16 protein-coding genes and 6 pseudogenes are annotated in these 20291 nt (G+C 34.8%); 15 read left to right on the plus strand and 7 right to left on the minus strand.

Going from position 1 to position 20291, the window contains the following annotated elements; translation table 11 throughout:
- Positions 1–64 precede the first annotated feature (64 nt).
- From NBW39_RS02240 to NBW39_RS02260, 5 genes are all read left to right on the plus strand, one after another.
- Entirely contained in the window at positions 65–535 is a 471-nt protein-coding gene (locus NBW39_RS02240; RefSeq protein ID WP_250295482.1) for a hypothetical protein, read from the plus strand.
- A 407-nt stretch (positions 536–942) separates the two neighbouring features.
- Entirely contained in the window at positions 943–1530 is a 588-nt protein-coding gene (locus NBW39_RS02245) for an L-threonylcarbamoyladenylate synthase (protein WP_250295483.1), read from the plus strand.
- A gap of 17 nt (positions 1531–1547) precedes the next feature.
- Positions 1548–2369 carry an AAA family ATPase gene (locus NBW39_RS02250; RefSeq protein WP_250295484.1) on the plus strand — a complete coding sequence of 274 codons (822 nt, stop codon included), beginning with the start codon at positions 1548–1550 and terminating at the stop codon, positions 2367–2369.
- Positions 2370–2442: 73 nt separating this feature from the next.
- The gene (locus NBW39_RS02255) at positions 2443–3237 is read left to right on the plus strand and encodes a hypothetical protein (RefSeq protein ID WP_250295485.1); all 795 of its coding nucleotides are present in this window, start codon (positions 2443–2445) and stop codon (positions 3235–3237) included.
- A 60-nt stretch (positions 3238–3297) separates the two neighbouring features.
- Complete coding sequence (locus NBW39_RS02260) at positions 3298–3948, plus strand: conjugal transfer protein TraJ (RefSeq protein WP_250295486.1); 651 nt, start codon at positions 3298–3300, stop codon at positions 3946–3948.
- Positions 3949–3954: 6 nt separating this feature from the next.
- Here NBW39_RS02260 and NBW39_RS02265 read toward each other — a convergent pair whose 3' ends face one another.
- The 4 genes from NBW39_RS02265 to NBW39_RS02280 form a co-directional block, all read right to left on the minus strand.
- Entirely contained in the window at positions 3955–5442 is a 1488-nt protein-coding gene (locus NBW39_RS02265) for a proton-conducting transporter transmembrane domain-containing protein (RefSeq protein ID WP_250295487.1), read from the minus strand.
- Between the two features lie 204 nt (positions 5443–5646).
- Positions 5647–6027, minus strand: coding sequence for a holo-[acyl-carrier-protein] synthase (locus NBW39_RS02270; RefSeq protein ID WP_250295488.1), 381 nt, complete (start codon positions 6025–6027; stop codon positions 5647–5649).
- Positions 6024–7292, minus strand: coding sequence for a proline--tRNA ligase (gene proS, locus NBW39_RS02275; protein WP_250295489.1), 1269 nt, complete (start codon positions 7290–7292; stop codon positions 6024–6026). The genes NBW39_RS02270 and proS overlap by 4 nt, the downstream gene beginning before the upstream one ends.
- A gap of 103 nt (positions 7293–7395) precedes the next feature.
- Positions 7396–8634 (minus strand): hypothetical protein, encoded by a 1239-nt coding sequence (locus NBW39_RS02280; protein ID WP_250295490.1) that lies wholly within the window; start codon positions 8632–8634, stop codon positions 7396–7398.
- Between the two features lie 810 nt (positions 8635–9444).
- Between NBW39_RS02280 and NBW39_RS02285 the strand changes: the two genes are divergently transcribed.
- The 6 genes and pseudogenes from NBW39_RS02285 to NBW39_RS02310 all read left to right on the plus strand — a co-directional run.
- Positions 9445–10227, plus strand: coding sequence for an MlaE family ABC transporter permease (locus NBW39_RS02285; protein WP_250295491.1), 783 nt, complete (start codon positions 9445–9447; stop codon positions 10225–10227).
- Positions 10220–10921, plus strand: a complete 702-nt coding sequence (locus NBW39_RS02290; RefSeq protein WP_250295492.1) for an ABC transporter ATP-binding protein — start codon at positions 10220–10222, stop codon at positions 10919–10921. The genes NBW39_RS02285 and NBW39_RS02290 overlap by 8 nt, the downstream gene beginning before the upstream one ends.
- A 281-nt stretch (positions 10922–11202) precedes the next feature.
- Positions 11203–13386, plus strand: coding sequence for a hypothetical protein (locus NBW39_RS02295; protein ID WP_250295493.1), 2184 nt, complete (start codon positions 11203–11205; stop codon positions 13384–13386).
- A 226-nt stretch (positions 13387–13612) separates the two neighbouring features.
- Positions 13613–14110 carry a hypothetical protein gene (locus tag NBW39_RS02300; RefSeq protein WP_250295494.1) on the plus strand — a complete coding sequence of 166 codons (498 nt, stop codon included), beginning with the start codon at positions 13613–13615 and terminating at the stop codon, positions 14108–14110.
- Between the two features lie 65 nt (positions 14111–14175).
- A complete protein-coding gene (dxr, locus tag NBW39_RS02305) occupies positions 14176–15348 on the plus strand; it encodes a 1-deoxy-D-xylulose-5-phosphate reductoisomerase (protein ID WP_250295495.1) in 1173 nt (390 codons plus the stop codon).
- 130 nt (positions 15349–15478) lie between these two features.
- Positions 15479–15646 (plus strand): annotated as a pseudogene (locus NBW39_RS02310) (PD-(D/E)XK nuclease family transposase); the annotation flags it as partial.
- 8 nt (positions 15647–15654) lie between these two features.
- On the opposite strand, the gene NBW39_RS02315 reads toward NBW39_RS02310, so the two are convergent.
- Positions 15655–16527: an IS982 family transposase gene (locus NBW39_RS02315; protein ID WP_250294632.1), complete on the minus strand. Its 873-nt coding sequence runs from the start codon at positions 16525–16527 to the stop codon at positions 15655–15657.
- A gap of 95 nt (positions 16528–16622) precedes the next feature.
- On the opposite strand from NBW39_RS02315, the pseudogene NBW39_RS08880 reads away from it, so the two are divergent.
- A pseudogene (locus tag NBW39_RS08880) lies at positions 16623–16712 on the plus strand (Rpn family recombination-promoting nuclease/putative transposase); the annotation flags it as partial.
- A gap of 291 nt (positions 16713–17003) precedes the next feature.
- Here the strand turns inward: NBW39_RS08880 and NBW39_RS02325 are convergent.
- The gene (locus NBW39_RS02325; RefSeq protein ID WP_250294632.1) at positions 17004–17876 is read right to left on the minus strand and encodes an IS982 family transposase; all 873 of its coding nucleotides are present in this window, start codon (positions 17874–17876) and stop codon (positions 17004–17006) included.
- A 478-nt stretch (positions 17877–18354) separates the two neighbouring features.
- Between NBW39_RS02325 and NBW39_RS02330 the strand changes: the two are divergent.
- The 3 pseudogenes from NBW39_RS02330 to NBW39_RS02340 form a co-directional block, all read left to right on the plus strand.
- Positions 18355–18619 (plus strand): annotated as a pseudogene (locus tag NBW39_RS02330) (integrase core domain-containing protein); the annotation flags it as partial.
- 35 nt (positions 18620–18654) lie between these two features.
- Positions 18655–18804, plus strand: a pseudogene (locus tag NBW39_RS02335) (IS110 family transposase); the annotation flags it as partial.
- Positions 18805–18829: 25 nt separating this feature from the next.
- Positions 18830–19006 (plus strand): annotated as a pseudogene (locus NBW39_RS02340) (IS66 family transposase); the annotation flags it as partial.
- A gap of 85 nt (positions 19007–19091) precedes the next feature.
- Here the strand turns inward: NBW39_RS02340 and NBW39_RS09180 are convergent.
- Positions 19092–19970, minus strand: a pseudogene (locus NBW39_RS09180) (transposase).
- Positions 19971–20291 lie beyond the last annotated feature (321 nt).

A 20291-nucleotide genomic window follows, 5' to 3' on the forward strand; every position in this document is an offset into this window, starting at 1 on the left:
TAATTAACATATGATAAAGTGTAGTAAAAGTTTGGATTCTACAATCTAAAGTTTGGAGATTTTTATGGCAGAAAACAACGACAATAATTCATTTACTAAGCGTTTCACAAACAGGACTCCTGGCGGTACAGGGGAAGGTTTTTCCAGTAAGTATTCGTCTCAAAACACCAAAGAACGGGCATTAGGGGAAAAAGGAAAAATTTCTGAATTAGCAGGCAAAAAAACCGAATCCAAGGAAGCTTTTTCTGAAAGTGGCGGCATAAAAAGTAAAAGCAGAACTGTCAATGAAAGATCTTTTGCTGATGCAACAAAAAGAAGTAGGTCAGATCTTATATACTTAGTCCGTGGTAAAGATCGTGGAAAATCAGCGTGGCATTATGTATTAGTTGATAAAGAGAAAAGAGAAATGTTTCTAGCAAAAAGCAGAACTGGCTCTATAGATGTTGCAGACTATGGAGAGATTTTGTATTCAGGATGGGGAGAGGATCCACCACAGGCAATAATGGATAAAATCAATGAAGAGTTTGGGTTGTAGCAAGTCTGCATAACAAATGGTAAGCTGCGTTGTATTATATTCACAAAAACTAGCGTATCTGTTTAGAAGAGTGGCTAATGTGCAAATATTGAAGCAAAGTGCGTGACACACAGCTGTACAAACATTGCAATATGGTACATAGTAAACGATGTCATTCCAGTGCTTGACACTGGAATCCAGCTTTTTCATAATCATCAAAATGTTGTATTTTAACATAAAACGGCTACTTTTATGCTTACCAACTTAATAAAATTCCTGGATCCCAGTGTCAAGCACTGGGATGACACCATTTGTTGTAAACTCACTTTTACTCTATGGTCTTGCCGCTATCCTGAACGGATACAAACTAGCAGTTACTATATAAGATACAATGCTGATTTAGTTGTTATGAATAAGTTTCTAGCTATATGATATCTAAAATAATAAATGCAATACAGAACAACTTGTTAGTGTGTTTTCCAACAGAAACAGTGTATGCTCTTGCTTGTAATGCACTCAATAATGAATCTATAGGAAAAATATACCAGGTAAAGAAACGCTCTCAAGATAAGCCACTCTCTATATTTGTCAGTGATGTTTACAATTTGACAAACATAGCAAAGGTAAAGAAAAAGTATATTGATTTAATAAACTACTTTTCCCCTGGGCCAATTACCTACATTTTACCACTTGAAAACAATAATATATTGCCAAACGAATTCTTTAAAGATAGTATAGGCATCAGAATCCCTAAGCATCCTATTGCAATTTCAATATTAAATAAACTGAAAGTTCCAATAGTTGCAACTAGTATAAATATTTCAGGAGAAAAAAGTGTATGTAAGGCAGACGATATACCACAATCCATTAAGCAACATTTATCTGTAGTGATTGAAGATGATGAACTAGTTTCTGGTACAGAATCTACTATTATTGACTTAACCGAAGATAAGATTAAGGTTTTAAGGGAAGGTGCAATTTCATTACAAACAGTAAACAACGCATTTTCAAACTAAGATCTATAGGAGAAAAAATGAAAAGAGTAATAGGTCACAACCAGGCCAAAAAAAAATTAATGAACAACTTATCTGTTCAGTCTTGGCTGATCTGTGGTAAAAAAGGTATAGGAAAAGCAACGCTTGCAAAATCCTTCTCCAATTGGTTACTCATAAAAAGCTATAATGAAGTAGCATTGGACTTACACATTGTTGAAGGTGATACTATCGGAATAGAAAAAGTCAGAGAAATGAAAAACTTTCTACACTTAAGTCCCATTCAATCAGAACACAAAATAGCTATAATAGATAGCTTAGAGGCAATGACTAATAACGCTAAAAACGCAATATTGAAAATATTAGAAGAGCCGCCAAAAAATTCTAAGATATTTATAATTAGCCATAAGCCATATGATATACAAACCACTATCTTGTGTAGGTGCTTTCAGCTAAATTTACTTCCATTAACTTATGATGAAACAAAGCAAGTTGCTTCATCTCAATGTAAATTTGATGATCAAACGTTTGACGAAATGATTACTTTATTTCCTGGAATGCCAGGAATGATAATAAATGCAATAAGTAGTGATGCTTATGAAGCATATAAATGCTTTTATAAATTTCTTCATGATTTAAAGAATCCCAATATGATTAATAAAGTAATTAATAGCGAAATCGAACTAGAACTAGCATCATATATAATTCAGGCCTTCATTTTAGAAAGCATAAAGAGAGAGGTAAATGATGTTGAAATTCTGCTAAGTCGGTGGAAAAAAATAGATGAACTTTTTGTTATTGCTAAGCAACTCCACTTAGATAAAAAGCATGTTTTAGCTAATGTAGTTAATATCATGACATAAGTTTACAAAGTATAATACTTTTAACATAAATTCATGATAAAATTCTGTTAATTTAATTCTTGAAGTATATAATTTGACTGATAATAAATTAACTGTATGGCAATCAATAGAAGTTTTGACAAAAGCCATACTGAACATGCAGAAAGAATTGAGTTCAATCAAGAATATAGCTTTAGACCAGGACGTCACCTTAGAAAAAGGAAAGGAGTTGTTAAGCGGCATCTATGAGGCAAATTTTAAGTTAAACAAGGCAATCAATATAGCCACTTTGCCAAAAATTGGCTATCATATGCTAAATGGTGAGCTTGTTGTACGTAATCATATTACGGAAGAGGAAGTAAAGATTCCTAGAGATTTTCATTACCTTAAAGTCGTTAAATCCGATCATGATGATTATAAATTAACGTTTTGTAATTTTTTAGGTAACGAGTTTTTTGAATATAAAAAGTATGATCCACAATATTCTGGTATTTCAGATGAATATAAATTTGTGGATTTTGGTAGTGTAAAAAAGACTCATAATCTAAAATTTAAGGAATACGTTGGTCATGCACCTAAATTTTTTGCTGCAGAAGGCCCTATTGAGCCTGGATCCCAAAACCATGTAATTGATCTATTTGAGCTAGTCAAAAGTGGTAAAGGTAGAAAAGTGGGAACCTTTGCTGATGAATTTGGTTATTTTGATGATCAAAATAAATTACATTATTATAATTATCACAAAAGTGTAGAAAGTAATACTTATGATCCTGAAAATTTCAGTGTAAAAATGATAAATATAGATGTGAGCAAAATCGATAAATTCTACCTCATTGCAGAACAAGGTGATATAATCATTCATCCTATTTGGGAAAATTTAGACATATTTTAAAGTTTTTTTTAGAGTATCTAAGCTTATTGTTATTATAATTAGGTCTGGTAGTATTGTGTTATGGAAGATAAATTGCTTGAATCAGTAAAAAACAAAAGTTATTTCAGTAAAGCAGTCGAATGGTACTGTCATAGGTATCTGTTTTGTGTAGCAGAAAGATCTTGGATGGCATTAATAGTATCGCTTCTCCTAGTATGCTTATGTTTATTAACATTAAACATATACCTGTTATTTCCTGTTAAAAAAGATTTAAATTTTGTGAAGTATATGAACCACACAGAAGATGAGTTCTCTGCAATGCATAAGCTTAGTTTCAGTAAAAAGGAAGATGAATACACTTCCACAGCGAGGTACTTAATAAGTAAATACATCGAAATATATGAGTCCATTAAGATCGTTGAACCGAAGTACCAAGAAAATTTTATAAGAAACAATTCTATACATAAAATCTATCAAGGCTTTCAGGAAAAAACGAATAATGAAGCTGTTTCATCCAAAAGAAAAATTACCAACATAAACGTAATAACATTATCTATTGACCGATCGACCAAGGACCTAGTTACATTTGCTGGAAATGCTACTGTAGTTTTTACAACCGAGCAAAATAAGGAGGATACTGTGGAGATTAGCTTCACTTTGTCGAATATAAAAGCAACTCTGGCTGGTATAATACCATTTAAATTTATTGTTAATGGTTATAAATATAGATGATCACATTCAAAATATTACTTGGTAGCTAAAAAAAATAACCAAAGTGCATGTAGCAGTAATAACTGGAGGTAAAACTAGAAGCATTGGTGTTTTTTTAATAAAGTAATTTCGAGAAGGTTTTAAGAAAAAGGCATTGTAAATCATCGGTAAAAAGTACAGAGCGTTAAGTATAGTACTAACAATTAACACTAGAGTTACAAACACAGAAAGTATTACATTGCCAGAGTTGAAAACAGCTTGAAAAATGAGAAATTTACCCCAAAAAGTCGGAGCAGGCGGCACCCCTATCATAGACAATGCACCTATAGTAAATGCTGTCATGCTAATTGGCATACTGCGTCCTATACCGTGAATTTTATCTATATATTTCTCACCTGCTTTCGTTATTATTGCTCCGGCAATGAAAAACAAAGTGATTTTTGCAAATGCGTGGCAAACTAATTGAAAAATTGCAACCCTCATGCTGAGCTCACTAAAAATTGAAGCGAACAATATAATATATGACAATTGAGAGATGGTAGAGTAAGCAAGCAATTTCTTTAATTCTTTTTGCTTTAGTGCAATCAATGATGCAGTAATAATAGTAAATCCAGCAGCGTACGGAAGCCACCCTCCAGCAAACCAATTTTGCTGCACAAAACGTTGCATGTTATCGACGCCAAAAGTGTATAATATAACTTTTATGATGATGAAAACTCCGGATTTCACAACAGCAACAGCATGCAGTAGTGCACTCACAGGAGTTGGTGCAACCATTGCTTTTGGTAACCAAAAATGCATTGGCATTAATGCAGCTTTTCCTATTCCGTAAATCAGCATAGCAAAACACACTGCAATGAAAGTGATGAGTGAAGTATCAAATTTGAATATTCCACCACTTACAAAGTCTAAAGTATGAAATTCATTATATAAAAGGCCTATTGCAGGAAAAAATAATACCAAAGAAGAGAAAAATAGCACACCAAAGTAATAGCGTCCTGCAATCATTGATTCATTTGTTGAGTTATAAGTAATCAGAGGGTATGTACTAATAGTTAGAAGCTCATAAAAGACAAATGTAGTGAGCAAATCTCCAGAAAAAGCAATAAACATTGCACAGCTAATCGATATTGAAAAAAAGCATAGAAAACTTGAGTGATTGCTATCAGCATAGTTGTTCTGCATATAACATATTGCATATATACTGGTCAGTATCCATAAAAATGATATTAATAAACTAAATATTACTCCGGTAGACTCTAGCTTTAAACTAATATGCAAATTATTACCAAAATCCATGAGGATAAATTGAGAATGATCATCATACACCCAATATAAAGTGCACAGACACGTATACGCAAATAGAAGCATAGAAGAAGCAACAGTAACGCTACTGCTTACTTTTGGCCATTTACTAGTAAAAAAAATAGCTAACGCACTTAAAAGTGGAATTAACGCAGTAATTAATAAATAATTCTCAGTAATAAAAAATGGTAAGGAAAGATACGTTAACATTAAATTTTCTGCTTAGGTAAAGCTAGAATTATACTCAAATCATAGAAAAACTGCTATTTTTTTTAGTTGTTGTATATGCTATAGCTATACCGCGATTCATTCCATAGCTGTACGAACATTTGTTTTTGTTAAACACAACAAAGATGTCATCCCAGTGCTATGAATGTTTGTACAGTTGTGCATAGGATGACAAAAGAGTAAACTTTATCTGTGTGAGCTACAGATGCAAATTACAACAAATGCAGTAGCGTAATCTCCATCGTCACTTAAAGAAAGGTGAATCTTGTAGTCCTTTGAGATGAAATCCTTTCTGACAGCAATATATGGTTTTCCTCTTACATCGCTGTATATTTCTATACCTTTCATTGTAATGCCCTGACCACTGCCTAATGCTTTAATAAAAGCCTCCTTTGCCGCAAAGCGCTTAGCAAAATATTTTGCCCTTACTTCTTGGCTATTATACTTTCTACTTAGCTCTATTTCTTTTTCAGTGTAGATTCTATTGAGAAATTTTTCCCCGTATTTTTGTAATATCCTCAATACTCTTGGTATATATACTATGTCAGTGCCGATACCGCGTATCATTTTGTGCTAAAGTGATTTATTGCTTCCTCAATCTTTATTTCCTCTATTTTCCCAGTTGCTCTATTTTTTATTTCAACTATATTTTCACTTACCGCTTTCTTTCCGACAATTATTTGCCACGGCAAGCCTATCAGATCCATTCTAGAAAATTTTACTCCTACACTCCCTTCCGTATCATCGTAAAGCACTTCATCGCTTTTCAAAGCTTTATATATTTTATCTGCAGCCTCCGTTACTTTCGGTTGTAAATTGATTAAACCAATTCTGAAAGGAGCTAACGATTCTGGCCAGATAATTCCTTTATCATCATGAAAAGCTTCTATTATTGCACCAACAAGTCTTGAAACCCCAATGCCATACGAACCCATATGTATATTGACATTTTTTCCATCTTGAGAAGTAACACTTGCCTTCATAGGCTTTGAATATTTGTCGCCAAAATAAAAAATATGCCCTATTTCAATACCCTTACTAACATTTAACTGTTCTTGTGATATAGGGCAAGTCTCAGGATCATGCATATCATCTGCAACTGCGTATATACTCTTTAAACTTTCAATATCTTCACTCTCTAGTAGTTCAGAAAATTTGTTGTCATAATATAAAGTGCTCTCACCAGTGTTTGCCAATATATGAAACTCGTGGCTCAAATTTCCTCCAATTGGTCCTGTATCCGCTCTCACTCCAATTGGAGTTAGGCCCATGCGTTTGAAGATTTTTATGTAAGTTTTGTACATCAAATTATATGAATTCAGTGCACCTTCGTAATCCACATCAAAACTATACGCATCCTTCATCAAAAATTCCCTGCCCCTCATAACACCATAACGTGGTCTTACCTCATCACGGAATTTCCACTGGATATGATACAAACAAAGTGGCAAATCTTTGTAACTCTTTATCACATCTCTAATTAGATCAGTTGCTACCTCCTCATGAGTTGGACCGAAAAGCATATCTTCCTCATGCCTATCCTTTATGCGTAGCATTTCCTTACCGTAATCATCGTAACGCCCTGATTCTCGCCAAAGATTTGCTGGTTGGACACAAGGCATTAATGCTTCAATTGCACCAGATTTATCTATTTCATCTCTGATAATATCTTCAATATTTTTAAGCACGCGCAGACCAAGCGGCAACCAGGAATAAATGCCAGATGCTACCTGTTTTGTTAAACCTGCACGTAAAGAATATTGATGGGAGATAATTTTAGCATGGGCAGGCTTTTCCTTTAGAGTTGGCAAATAATATTTGGATAAACGCATATAATAGGTCTGATTGTACTAAGTAATCTTAATACAATCAGACCTGTAGGTAAACTTATTTTGAAGAAGAAGGGAAATACCATACACTTCTCTTCTTTTACCTTTAATTTTCAAACACCTTAGCCTTTTCCCTAACAGAAAGAGTAGATGGATCTTTCATCTCATTTACTTGTGATGCAGGAGGAACTTCAGGTTCCATTTGTAAACCAGCAGGCTTAGGCGGTATCGGTGGCTTCTCTCCCTTTGGCACAGGATGTGACGGAGGTGTGGGTTCAGATTTTACATTATCATCAGATCCATAATCACTGTCAAAAGACCCGCTTCTTTCCTTGCTTAATGGGGAGCCTGAAGATGCCTGCACACCAGCTCCTTGGCTTGTTTCATCATCACCAGATACGTTACCACTGTCAAGAGCGCTTGTTCCCCTTTTTTCGTCTTGTTGGGAGTCTGAAAGTTCCTGCTGTTCATCTTCTTCTTCCCATTTCCCTGTACTAGTAGATTCATCGTCAGAACTATCGTAATTATTCCCCATTGCTTCAGCTCTTCTGTACAAAGCTTGAGTAAGAGGATCAGTGTTCTTCTTTTTTTGCACGTTATCAAGTCTTGCAACGTACTCTTCTTGTGTTTCTTTTTCGTCAGTGCCCTGATTACTTTCTACTGCATCTGACCCCTTTACAGAACCTTGTTGCCCATCATTGTTTGGATTAACTTTTCTAAGCTTGCCGCTCCTTTCCACTGCTTCTTTAGCCAAATCAACGAAATTAGTACCAGGACCATCATTAGATGCACATGCAGGACCACTAGTTTCACCTCCTTTTCTTTTCTTCAACGCTGCAAGCGGATCGGTTGGTGTTGTAGGGGGAGGAGGTGGTGGAGGTGGAGGTGGTGCACCGCTTGATAGAGGCAGAGGAGGAGGTGGTGGTGCACTGACACTTGGTTGTGTTCCAAACGTTACTGGAGGTGATTGAGGAGCAGGTACATTTGATTTATTCTCCAGATTAGTACAATTTTCACACACAAATTTTTGTGGTTCTTGAGATGCAATATGGCCAGATTCCTCTCCATCAAGACCTGCTTCTTTCTTACTGTCAGCTCTAGAAACGGCCAGTCTAATGAGATATATTGTTGAAATCAATGCAACAACCGCAGAAACAGCAAAAATTGCTAAAGGAACTGCTGCAATGGCACCAGAACCAGAAACTGCTACAATAACATAAGAAAGATATTGACCAGATATAAAACTAAATATAGATAATGATGAAACAGCAATTAAAGGTTTCCATATAGTCCCCTTAGTTTTCTGACTATCTTTTAGCAATGGGGAATTATTGGATGTCATCATTTTTTTACCTCACTTGTTAACGATAATTTAATAATAACTCAATTATCAAATTTTGTCAATAAATTAATTATGAAAAATAAAGTTACAATTTGAATAATATACGATCAGCAATAATAGACTTCTTGCATTAAGTAAAAGGTGTAGCTATACCGCCGTGGTATCTCTAGATCCCGCTAACACGTAACGGGGACGGTTAGCCTGTCATCCGAGTAGCCCTTATAATGTCATCCGAGTAGCCCCTCTTCTGTCATCCAAGTGCTTCCTTCTCCTGTCATCCCAGTGCCCAGACACTGGGATCCAGAAAAGTTTGCTTGTAAACTAGCATAGAAAAACATTTTCGATGAGATTATATGGAAAACTGGATTCCAGTGCCAAGCACTGGAATGACAGCAATCTGCGTCATACCGCCGCGGTATCTCTAGATCCCGCTAACACGTAGCGGGGACGGTTGTCAGGGTGTCATGAAAGTAGCTGACACTGGTTCCTTTATGACGGCAGTGCCCTCTTCTTGTCATCCGAGTAGCCCTCTTCTTGTCATCCAAGTAGCTGACACTGGTTCCTTATAAGGTGAAATGAGATCCCAGTGTCAGCTACTCGGATGACAGGAGAAGGAGGCATTGCCCTCCTGATAGACAATGTCCGTACAGTTGTGGAATGAATCGCGGTATGACTAGGGAAATCTTTCTTGGGTTAGCTATATGAATTAAAACATCAAGTATATTGAACTTAAAACATATCTCAGCTATACTTTGCGATAAAGTTAATAAAAATTTTAATAAAATCAGTAACTCTAGCTAAAATGAATACAAAGTGAGCTTTTTTGATATAAATAGTGTTAGAATAATTGGTAGGTACTTTATCAATTTTTTGTTAAGGCTTGGTAGTGCATTCATATTTTTTATTCAATCTCTATACCACTGCTTCCTACCACCATATTATTTTAGCAACGTAGCAAGACAAATTATAGAGATAGGCTTTTTCTCTCTGCCAATTGTTGGGCTCACTGGAGTTTTTATAGGAGCGGCGATAGTTTTACAAAGCAGCTTGAGTGACCCATTAATTAACCAAGAGCAGATAATACCCAAACTTGTTACGATCACTATCATTAAAGAGTTAGGACCAGTTTTGATCAGCTTAATAATGGTAGGAAAGGTTGGATCATCAGTTGCAGCAGAAATTGGTACAATGCGCATCACCGAGCAAATAGATGCACTTACAACCTTGAACATCAACCCTTTTAAATATTTAATTGCACCAAGGATTTTAGCGTCAATCATAGTATTTCCCATACTTACAGTATGTGCAGATTTAATAGGAATATTTGGAGGATGTATCACTGCAGTCTTCGAATTTAACCACAATTTAAATATATACATAAAATACACAGCTCAGTTCTTTAATACGTACGATTTTATAACTGGGCTAGCTAAAGCAACTGCCTTTGGCGCCATAATTTCTGTCTCAAGTTGCTATTACGGTTACCATTGCAAAGAAGGTGCACGAGGAGTAGGTGTTGCTACAACATCAACTGTTGTTTTATCGTCCATACTGATCATTTTAGCAAACTACATAATTACTTTGATACATGCGTAACCCCATAATATCAATATTGAACTTAAGCTTATCTTTTGATGATAGGACAGTACTAAAAGATCTAAGTTTCGATATATTAAAAGGGGAATCATTAGTCATACTTGGCGGATCAGGAAGTGGCAAATCTGTATTAACAAAAACAATCATTGGCTTGCTGACACCAGACTCAGGGTCTATTAAAATAAATAGTAAAAGCAAAAATAAATTTGGAGTCTTATTTCAAAATTCCGCTTTATTTGACTACGTTACAGTGTGGGAAAATATATCTTTCAATTATAAAAAGCGCTTTAATATCAGCAAAAAAGAGGCAAAACAGCTAGCAATCGAGAAGTTAAATGATGTTGGACTAGAGGAAAACATAGCAGATATGTTTCCAATAGAGTTGTCAGGTGGAATGAAAAAAAGAGTGGCACTTGCAAGGGCGATTGCACACAACCCAGAAATTATCATATTGGATGAACCAACTTCAGGATTGGACCCAATTATGTCAGATATAGTAAACGAGATAATAATAAAATTATCTAAAGATCTTAACACTACAATTATCACGATTACACATGATATTCATAGCGCATTTAAAATAGCTGACAAAATAGCAGTATTATATGAAGGGGAGATCATTTCCCATGGAACTGTTCAGGAAATACAAAATACTAATAACGAATATATAAAAAAATTCATTCGTTATATATAGCTATAGGTTCACAAACGAGATTGTAAGCACTAAACAGTTTAACATAAAAATTGACAAAGCTCGATTCTTAAAGTATGTTTAATTGAAGTAGTAATTACGGAGCTATAATGGCGGTGAAGCACATAAGAAAACGTTTATATCAATCTATAATGCTGCCACTGACAGCACTGTTCTTTATAGTAGCAGCTCCATTTGTAGCATTAAGTCTCTTGGTTTCTAACATCTGGAATACAGAAAGTATAAACAAAGCATTAAAGTATATTATTATTGCTCCATTAGTAGTGCTATATTTGCCATGTGCAGTACTAGCTTTAGGGCTACATTTATCAATTAGTACTTTATTGACAGTCGCAAAAATTACACTTTTTCCTGAGTTCTTTTTGTCTTTGTGGATTAAGGAAGGAATTAAATTTAGTAGAATTTTTAGCTTATCTATTACCCAATTCCATAATGTGGACTTCTATTCATATATAGAAGACTCTGAAACTTTTTTTAAGATGAAAGATAGTAATAGAAAACTATTAGTAGCACTTCTTAAAGATAGCGACTTTAGTATACAAGATGATACACCTTTCCATTTTTATGAAACACACCTAGAGTTTGTGACAGATGTCACTACTAAGATTTCCGATAAAGAGAAATCAAAAATCATATTCGATTATTTAGGCCTAAGTAGCTCAAAGCCTTTAATTCAAAAAGATAGGTATAGTAACTGCTGTCTACATGAAATTTATGACACGCATGAAAGGCTTATTAAAGTAGTTAATGATATTGATATAGGATTACTTAAAACACTGCTCAAGTTAAATGAATCTTCAGTGAGGGACCAGGAATATATGCGCATCTTACGATTATCCAATGTTATAGATTTGTTTGATGATCATGACTTAGCAAAAAACATGTCTGATGCCTTTAGAAACAAACAAATGCTTGCTGTGCAAATGGCTGAATACCTGCGCATATTTCTTGGATATGAGTACAATGGGTGCTACAGTAAGAAGGTAATGCAAGACAATTTAAAAAAGTTGTTTCTCAAAAAGGATTTAATTCCTTCTAACTTAGGCGCACAATCTGGTTTAATGCTAATAATCAAACATTTTTTGCGTAAAGAGATGAGTGAACGCGAGTTTGATAACCTCACTTCAATGTTGGAAGATAAAGATGTGATTGATAATTTAAAACATATTGATGATATTAACAATGTTCTGCCACATACATTAGAATGCAATGGCTATAGTACTTTTTTGGGGTTAAGGGAAATTTTTGATCTTAAAACAACAGCTTCTGATATAAGTAATCTGCACCTGTTGTTAACAAATAATAGGTTGTTTTATAGGTTCAGGGGTATTCCTATCAGGGTCCTTAGAAAAATCTGCAGCACTAAGCTATATGAAAACTGTGCAAATGTTGACGAAGTTTTAGCATTCTTTGATTGCTTGGATGATAAAAGTAAAAATAAAAACATTTTAGATAATCTAATAGTTGCTTTTGAAAAAGATCCCGAAGCAACTCATGCGCTCTTAAATAGTAAAATGTTCAATTCTCGGGATAAAGTACTACAAATGCTTTCAGATAAAAGATTTGATGGTAATAAGGTGAGAGAAATATTGAATCGTATTAACTTGTGGTGGACATTGCAAGAAAATGATATGGTTTATAAGGCAAGCTATTTAAACACAACAGAAAAGTTTTCTTACGTGTTTAATCCACAGCACATAAAATTTGCCTTTTACACACATACACATGATGATGTTCCGCACAATGAATCTGACCAGCAGAAAAGAGCTTTTCTTGAAAATGTTGGATTGTTTCAACTTCTCCTCGAAACGACCATAAAAGCTAGGTATGAATCCGTATTCTCTATCATAAAAGATACTAAATTTGAGCACTTAGCTGATGGCAGATTTATCTCAAAAGTAAGAGATAAAATAAACCGCTACCTTTCTAACTTACTTATTTTTAAAGGGAACCTGTTTTCAGATATAAGTAACACATTTAGATTACAAATAATAGATATCGTTTTTTCATTCAATTCTCAAACGAAACTGCATACCACTCTAAAAGAACGATGGGAAAAAATATTGAAAATAAAGTTCACAGAGCTTTTTGTAACACAGAAGTATGAGCAAATTACTCAAGAATCTCTAGCAAAAATTCAAGACTTAACAATAAAAGACTTATCAGCAATACCAGAAACGGAAGAGATAGAAGAGTTTTTGAAAAATAAAGGAATAACAAATTCAGATGATCTATCTTTACTAGCAAAATTGATAGAGGACGGTATTCATATTGTAAACGTAATTGGAGAAAGAGTCAGTCTTACACAAGACATAACACAAACAATTTGTGATACATTTAAAGATATCTCTGTAAACCATAACACAAAACAAACACCACCATCTCTTCTTAATTTATGCAAGACAAATATAATTAAAAGCTCATTAACTGAACAAATAAGCTGCTAGGCAGGATTTATTTTAAAACTTTTGGCATTCGGCGCCTTGATGCTTTACCACAACGCTTTTGTTAAAATCTGTCATCTGGAAAATGATAGTTTTTCAAATTGTCGTAAGTCAGTTTAGCTATATATAGGATGACAGAAATTGTTTGTATTAGCTATATTCAAAAGCTCTATTGATATTTTGCAATATTTGTGATAAAATAATAGCTTAAGATTGAGAGTAAAAATTTATGAGTGAAGCTCAAGGTCCAAATATTGCAGAATGGCAAGCGCAGCAACAACACCAAGAAGCCGCTGGTGAGAAAAGTGGTTTTGGTCTTGGTCATAGTGATTCTGTTTCAACAGTTGTCGATGGAATGAAATGGTTGTTCAACTTTCATGAAGGGGCGATTGCTGCTTATAGTAACGTGTTTGAAGGTTTGGTAAGTGGCAGTAGTTTAGTAACACTGTTTGGAAAATCAGGTAATATGTTTGGCATAAAATTTCTTGAAGGCCTTGCAGAATATTTTTCAGGTGGAGGTGGGGAAGATATGCCATCAGAAGGAATGGATATGGCTCATGGTGATGATGGACATCACTCAGATGATTACCCTCATGCCAATAACGAAATAGCTCATAATCCTGATGGTTTGCAAGACATGCATGATGCAGGTGATCACCATGGTCAATCTTTTTCACCTGGTCCTTCACCATCTGTTGGCGATGACCACGGACATGAACTTGGTTAAACGCTTAAAAACTATTGAATAGTTGGGTTCGCAAGAAAAGTTGCTATTGTTATGAGTTTGTCTTAGTGAAAAAGGTTTCAGTTTTAGGATCAACAGGAAGTGTTGGAAAAAAGACTGTAGATTTGCTCTCAAAGAGAAAAGAAGAATACCAAGTGGAAGCACTAAGTGCCCATTCAGACTTTGCTCTACTGGCACACCAAGCAAAACTGCTGAATGCAAAATACGTTGCTATCTCCGATGAAAGGTTTTACAAAGATTTAAGAGAAAACCTACTTGGTACAGATGTAAAAATAGCAATTGGCGCTACAAATATTGCTACCATATCTGTTGATCTCTCAGTTGTTGCAATAATTGGCATTGCAGGCCTTGAACCAGTTATGCACATCATAGAAAGCGGTACTAAAGTCATTGCACTAGCAAACAAAGAAAGCATTGTTTGCGGTGGAAAGTTATTACTCAAAAAAGCTAAAGAAAAAAACGTACAAATAATCCCTATTGACTCTGAACACAACGCAATTTTTCAAGTTTTGCAAAATGACGACAAATGCGTAGAAAAGATCATACTTACTGCTTCTGGTGGACCATTCTTAAACTATAGTTCTGAGCAATTAAGAAATGTCATGGTAGATCAGGCGCTTAGTCACCCCACTTGGAATATGGGAAAGAAAATCTCGGTTGATAGTGCAACAATGATGAATAAGGCACTAGAGATAATAGAAGCACATAACTTGTTTAACATCAGCCCGGATAAAATTGAAGCAATAGTGCATCCTGAGTCAATAGTACATGGAATTGTAACTTATAAGGATGGGTTCAACTTTGCTGTGCTTGCAGAAACTGACATGGCAATCCCTATTTCATATGCTCTATCTTGGCCGGAAAGATCAGCTTTAAATCGTAAATTAGATTTAACAAAGCAAGGAAAATTGACCTTTCAAGAACCAGACCATAAGCATTTTCCTGCGCTAAAGCTTAGCATGGCAGTGTTAAACTCTTCCGCTCCACAAACAAACAGTATTGTGTTCAATGCTGCAAATGAAATAGCTGTTAATGAATTTTTGAAGTCACGAATCGGCTTTTTAAAAATAGTAGAGGTAGTGGAATCAACAATGAAAAGTTTTGATAGTTATACTGATATTAATTCACTATCTGATATAATAAATATTGATTGTGAAAGTCGTATTATTGCTAATAAAATTGTTGAAAGTAAGTTGTTGTGTATAGCTAGAGTGATGTGACCAGACTGCATTCTGTGAAAAACACATTTGAGCTTTCTTCAATTTAAAATAAATACAGAAACTAGCTATCTTCAAAAATATGGTTGAATAATTGTGTGTATAATTATTAATATTTTTAAGCATTTTGGCTATGGCTTTATCTAAGTTTCTCGACCCTAAGCTGGATTTGACCTTCAAAAAAATATTTGGAACGGAAAAAAATAAGAATATTCTCATACATTTTTTGAACGATATTTTAGGGTTTACTGAGATAAATCCAATACAAGAAGTTGAGTTTCTTAGCACTATTATGACCCCAGTTATGGATTAACCAACGAAGTAAAGCTGAGAAATACAGGGCTTTTTCGATTGCATTGAATAAGAAATGAGGGTAGAAAAAATATGTACCAAGAAATTTACTGTGGATCTATGCCGAGTGTGCTCAAGTTCAAATTTGTTTTTTAGGCAGCCAAAAACCGTTTCAACAATCGATCTTTTCCCTAGTAAAATCTTCTCTTTCAGCGAAATCAGTGCATTTTTCATACCTTTTTTCACTTTAGTGACGAGTTTTAGACCTCTATCGAATAGTTTCTCAAAGAGCTCTTTCTTTATATAGCCCTTATCTCCAAACAAAAGTCCAGTTAGTTTTTTGGTTAGAGTTGGTACAGGTTTTCTGTCATCGACGTTACCTCTGGTTAGCGTAACACCTTGAATTTCACCTATTTCATTGATTACTACATGTAATTTAAAACCAAAAAACCAGCCGTAAGTATTCTTTCCTAACTCTGCTAATCCTTTGAAAACCTTATTTCTTGAGATTCTTTTTCGATGGCATACTGCTATTGAAGTAGAATCTATGTAGGAAATCCCGGTCATTTTTGCTTGTTCACAAAACCATTGCAAAAGTAATGCTAAATACCACAAAACTCGCGGCTTTAAGGCAATAAATCTGTGATATGAAGGCAGCTTTGAAAACTCTGATCTATAGAATAACTGAAGATAACAAAGATAAAAAGCCTTGAAGTTTTTACATGGTGATTTATGGTATAATAGGATTATGGTTAGAATTTCTGAGTGCGCTATTTCTGGTACTCTGGTTGGTTTTTTGCCGTTTGATAAGAACCTATTTGCAAAATTATCATCTACCGCACGACAAAAATCCTCGACGCAACAGTACAGTTCTGTAATATCTTTCTTCATGTGTAACCTCTTATTATTACTAAAATACTCGAGTTTACCCTGTTTCCCTCTTCTTAGTTATACTTTTATCTATTTTCTAATCCATAACTGAGGTTATTATGGATCCCGAAGTTGCCTCTGATAAACAAAGTATTGTTGATGTTCTCTGTACTGATTCCACTGGAACTCAGCTAATAATTGAAATGGTGCGACCTGAAAGTCTTCGGTCATATTGTTTAAAAGGAGAGGAATTCATTCAGAAAGAAACTGAAAGGATTCTAAAACTTATTAAACCAGATGTTTTGCCATCTGAGTCTATGCATCAGTGCGAATCGGGCAACCAGTTGGTGCCGAGCGATGCGGACAATGAACCTCCTCTTGAAAAAGAAGATGCTCAATCGTGAGAGAAAGCATAAACTACAAGCATCATGTGGTTGGAGGGCTAGGCTTAGTGGTATGGTGAACGCAAGTGAAGTTTCATAAACCCCAGTTATGGATTAACCAACGAAGTAAAGCTGAGAAATACAGGGCTTTTTCGATTGCATTGAATAAGAAATGAGGGTAGAAAAAATATGTACCAAGAAATTTACTGTGGATCTATGCCGAGTGTGCTCAAGTTCAAATTTGTTTTTTAGGCAGCCAAAAACCGTTTCAACAATCGATCTTTTCCCTAGTAAAATCTTCTCTTTCAGCGAAATCAGTGCATTTTTCATACCTTTTTTCACTTTAGTGACGAGTTTTAGACCTCTATCGAATAGTTTCTCAAAGAGCTCTTTCTTTATATAGCCCTTATCTCCAAACAAAAGTCCAGTTAGTTTTTTGGTTAGAGTTGGTACAGGTTTTCTGTCATCGACGTTACCTCTGGTTAGCGTAACACCTTGAATTTCACCTATTTCATTGATTACTACATGTAATTTAAAACCAAAAAACCAGCCGTAAGTATTCTTTCCTAACTCTGCTAATCCTTTGAAAACCTTATTTCTTGAGATTCTTTTTCGATGGCATACTGCTATTGAAGTAGAATCTATGTAGGAAATCCCGGTCATTTTTGCTTGTTCACAAAACCATTGCAAAAGTAATGCTAAATACCACAAAACTCGCGGCTTTAAGGCAATAAATCTGTGATATGAAGGCAGCTTTGAAAACTCTGATCTATAGAATAACTGAAGATAACAAAGATAAAAAGCCTTGAAGTTTTTACATGGTGATTTATGGTATAATAGGATTATGGTTAGAATTTCTGAGTGCGCTATTTCTGGTACTCTGGTTGGTTTTTTGCCGTTTGATAAGAACCTATTTGCAAAATTATCATCTACCGCACGACAAAAATCCTCGACGCAACAGTACAGTTCTGTAATATCTTTCTTCATGTGTAACCTCTTATTATTACTAAAATACTCGAGTTTACCCTGTTTCCCTCTTCTTAGTTATACTTTTATCTATTTTCTAATCCATAACTGAGGTCATAAGTATCGTAATTACGAAAGAGCTAAAGATGCTGACAAGCTCTGACCAAAAGGTAATGTGACATTTTTCATTTCTGGATGTACGCAAATCACCGGTATAGAGAAGCCACCTAACCCACTGTTGTATGATAGAAGGAACAGGGTAAGCCTGTATTTCGCCTATATGGCAAGCAAACCGCAAGGAATGCTGATGAAGGTGCAGGTAAAGGATAATGGAGAAAGCGAATGCCAGTTTGTAATGAAATGGATAGACATTAATTCGCGTGAAAACGAGCAGACTTCCATTTGGTCCTTCGTGACAAGAAACTTTGTCAACCACTTAAGGTAGGAAAGCAGATGATTACAAGTAAAACTGTAAGTGCACTTACCAACAACTCCGAAGCATGGCATATGTGAAAGGTTCCACAGAACTATGCAAGATCAATATTATCTTTAGAAAGAAAATTTACACCTCTTTGGCAGAACTTCAGTTAGATGTAGACCATTGGGTGCATTCTTACAATAGATCTAGACCGCATTCAGGTAAATATTGCTATCCTATGCAAACCTTTTTTGATAGTATGCATATTGCTTATCAGAAAAATATTGATAGCATTAAACAGGATGCTGATTTTGGTTTTGACTTTGTCAATTCTTCTGTCAGTTAATTCACGCCTGTCAGATCAAGTCTAAACTATTACAGCTAAAGTATGGGCAAGAATATATTGAAAAAGGAATGAACTATTATGAAACACGTTACAAAGAGAGAGTTAAAAAAAACTTGATCAAAAAAGCACAGGAATTTGGCTACATCTTAGTTCAAAAAGATGAACTAGTTGAGGGAGTTTCTTAGAAGCGCATAGTTGAAGTCAAAGTTCTGGTTAAGAAATGTTGCTGCTGAGTTGTTTGCACTGAAAAAAGCTCTGTTAAAAAATGAGATAGATGTTTTTAGATTTGCCAGACGTGCCAGAAAATTGCGAAAACGTACAAGGTATTACTTGAAGGAGATATTTTACCTACCTGAAGCAATGTATCTGTTCAGATGCATGGCTAATGCTGAAACAAAAATTCCAGTGCTCCCTTTCTTGTCATCCCAGTCTGGCATGGCTTTGTTGCATCGCACCTTATACTGGTAGTAATTTACGATAAATTCATGTAGCCATTTCGCATACCAATGTCAGTGAATTTATTGAGCAAATAACACTTGAGTCGCAGTTCCTTCTCACGATTAACCTCAGATTTGTTCCGAAAACTAAACCAGAATGTTTGTTTCAGTCGCGAGAAAAAACCTTCTACATAAGATCTTTTCCCATAATTTACTTTCTTTTTCCATTCTTTCACGCCATCTTCACCGTATAATTTTATTAATCTAATAGCAGCATTTCTGTCAGACATATAATCTATTTCTGGATGTTCTGCCGCATTGTTTATTGGTGGAATTTTTGCCTTTATATCATATTCGTTACACAATTTATAAAACTTGTGCCTATCATATGCCCTATCTGCATATAGTGCTTTTATGGCATGAACTTCTTTAAGCAAATCACAAGCTCCATAGTGATCAGACCGTTACTGTATTTTACAGCTATATATTCAACATTACATGCAATTTTCTATAGCTGCGATACTTTCTATCTTCGCTATTTTCCTTCAGGAGTGTTGTTGTATATCTGTACTGTCTATAGCAATTTCGATATCTTCCATGTTATTTTCTGCAATCATTTATCTTAATATTAAGTTTCTTTTGATGCTTGTGAATAGCTGCAAATTTCTTCCTATTTGTTGCAAATATCCTTTTATAAACCCTACCGTTTGTCTTAAACCAATTCTAAAAAGATTGACGATTATATGCACCAAAATTACAACTTTATCACTATAAATATAGTTGCCGCCTTGCATTTTTGGACTATTTTCATACCAATTTTCGATAGCTTCATCGATGTAACGAAAAATATTTCCTCTTTCTTGCAAAAATTTGTTATATTCGTTTTGGTTACTGACTCTCATTTTTTGTGGCATATTTTTCTTCAAAGGTTAAATGGCTATTTTATAATGAATTTTGTCAGTAACTGCCAGATTTTTTCGGTTGCTATGCAACAAAGCCCACTGGGATCCAGAAAAGTTTGCTTGTAAACTAGCATAGAAAAACGTTTTCGATGAGATTATATGGAAAACTGGATTCCAGCGTCACGCGCTGGAATGACAAGAAAGGGGGCACTGGGATGACACCATTTGCTATGCAATTTACCTTCAAAACCTCAGTTATGGATTAGAAAATAGATAAAAGTATAACTAAGAAGAGGGAAACAGGGTAAACTCGAGTATTTTAGTAATAATAAG

The organism is Wolbachia endosymbiont of Oedothorax gibbosus, from assembly GCF_936270435.1.
Lineage (GTDB): Bacteria > Pseudomonadota > Alphaproteobacteria > Rickettsiales > Anaplasmataceae > Wolbachia.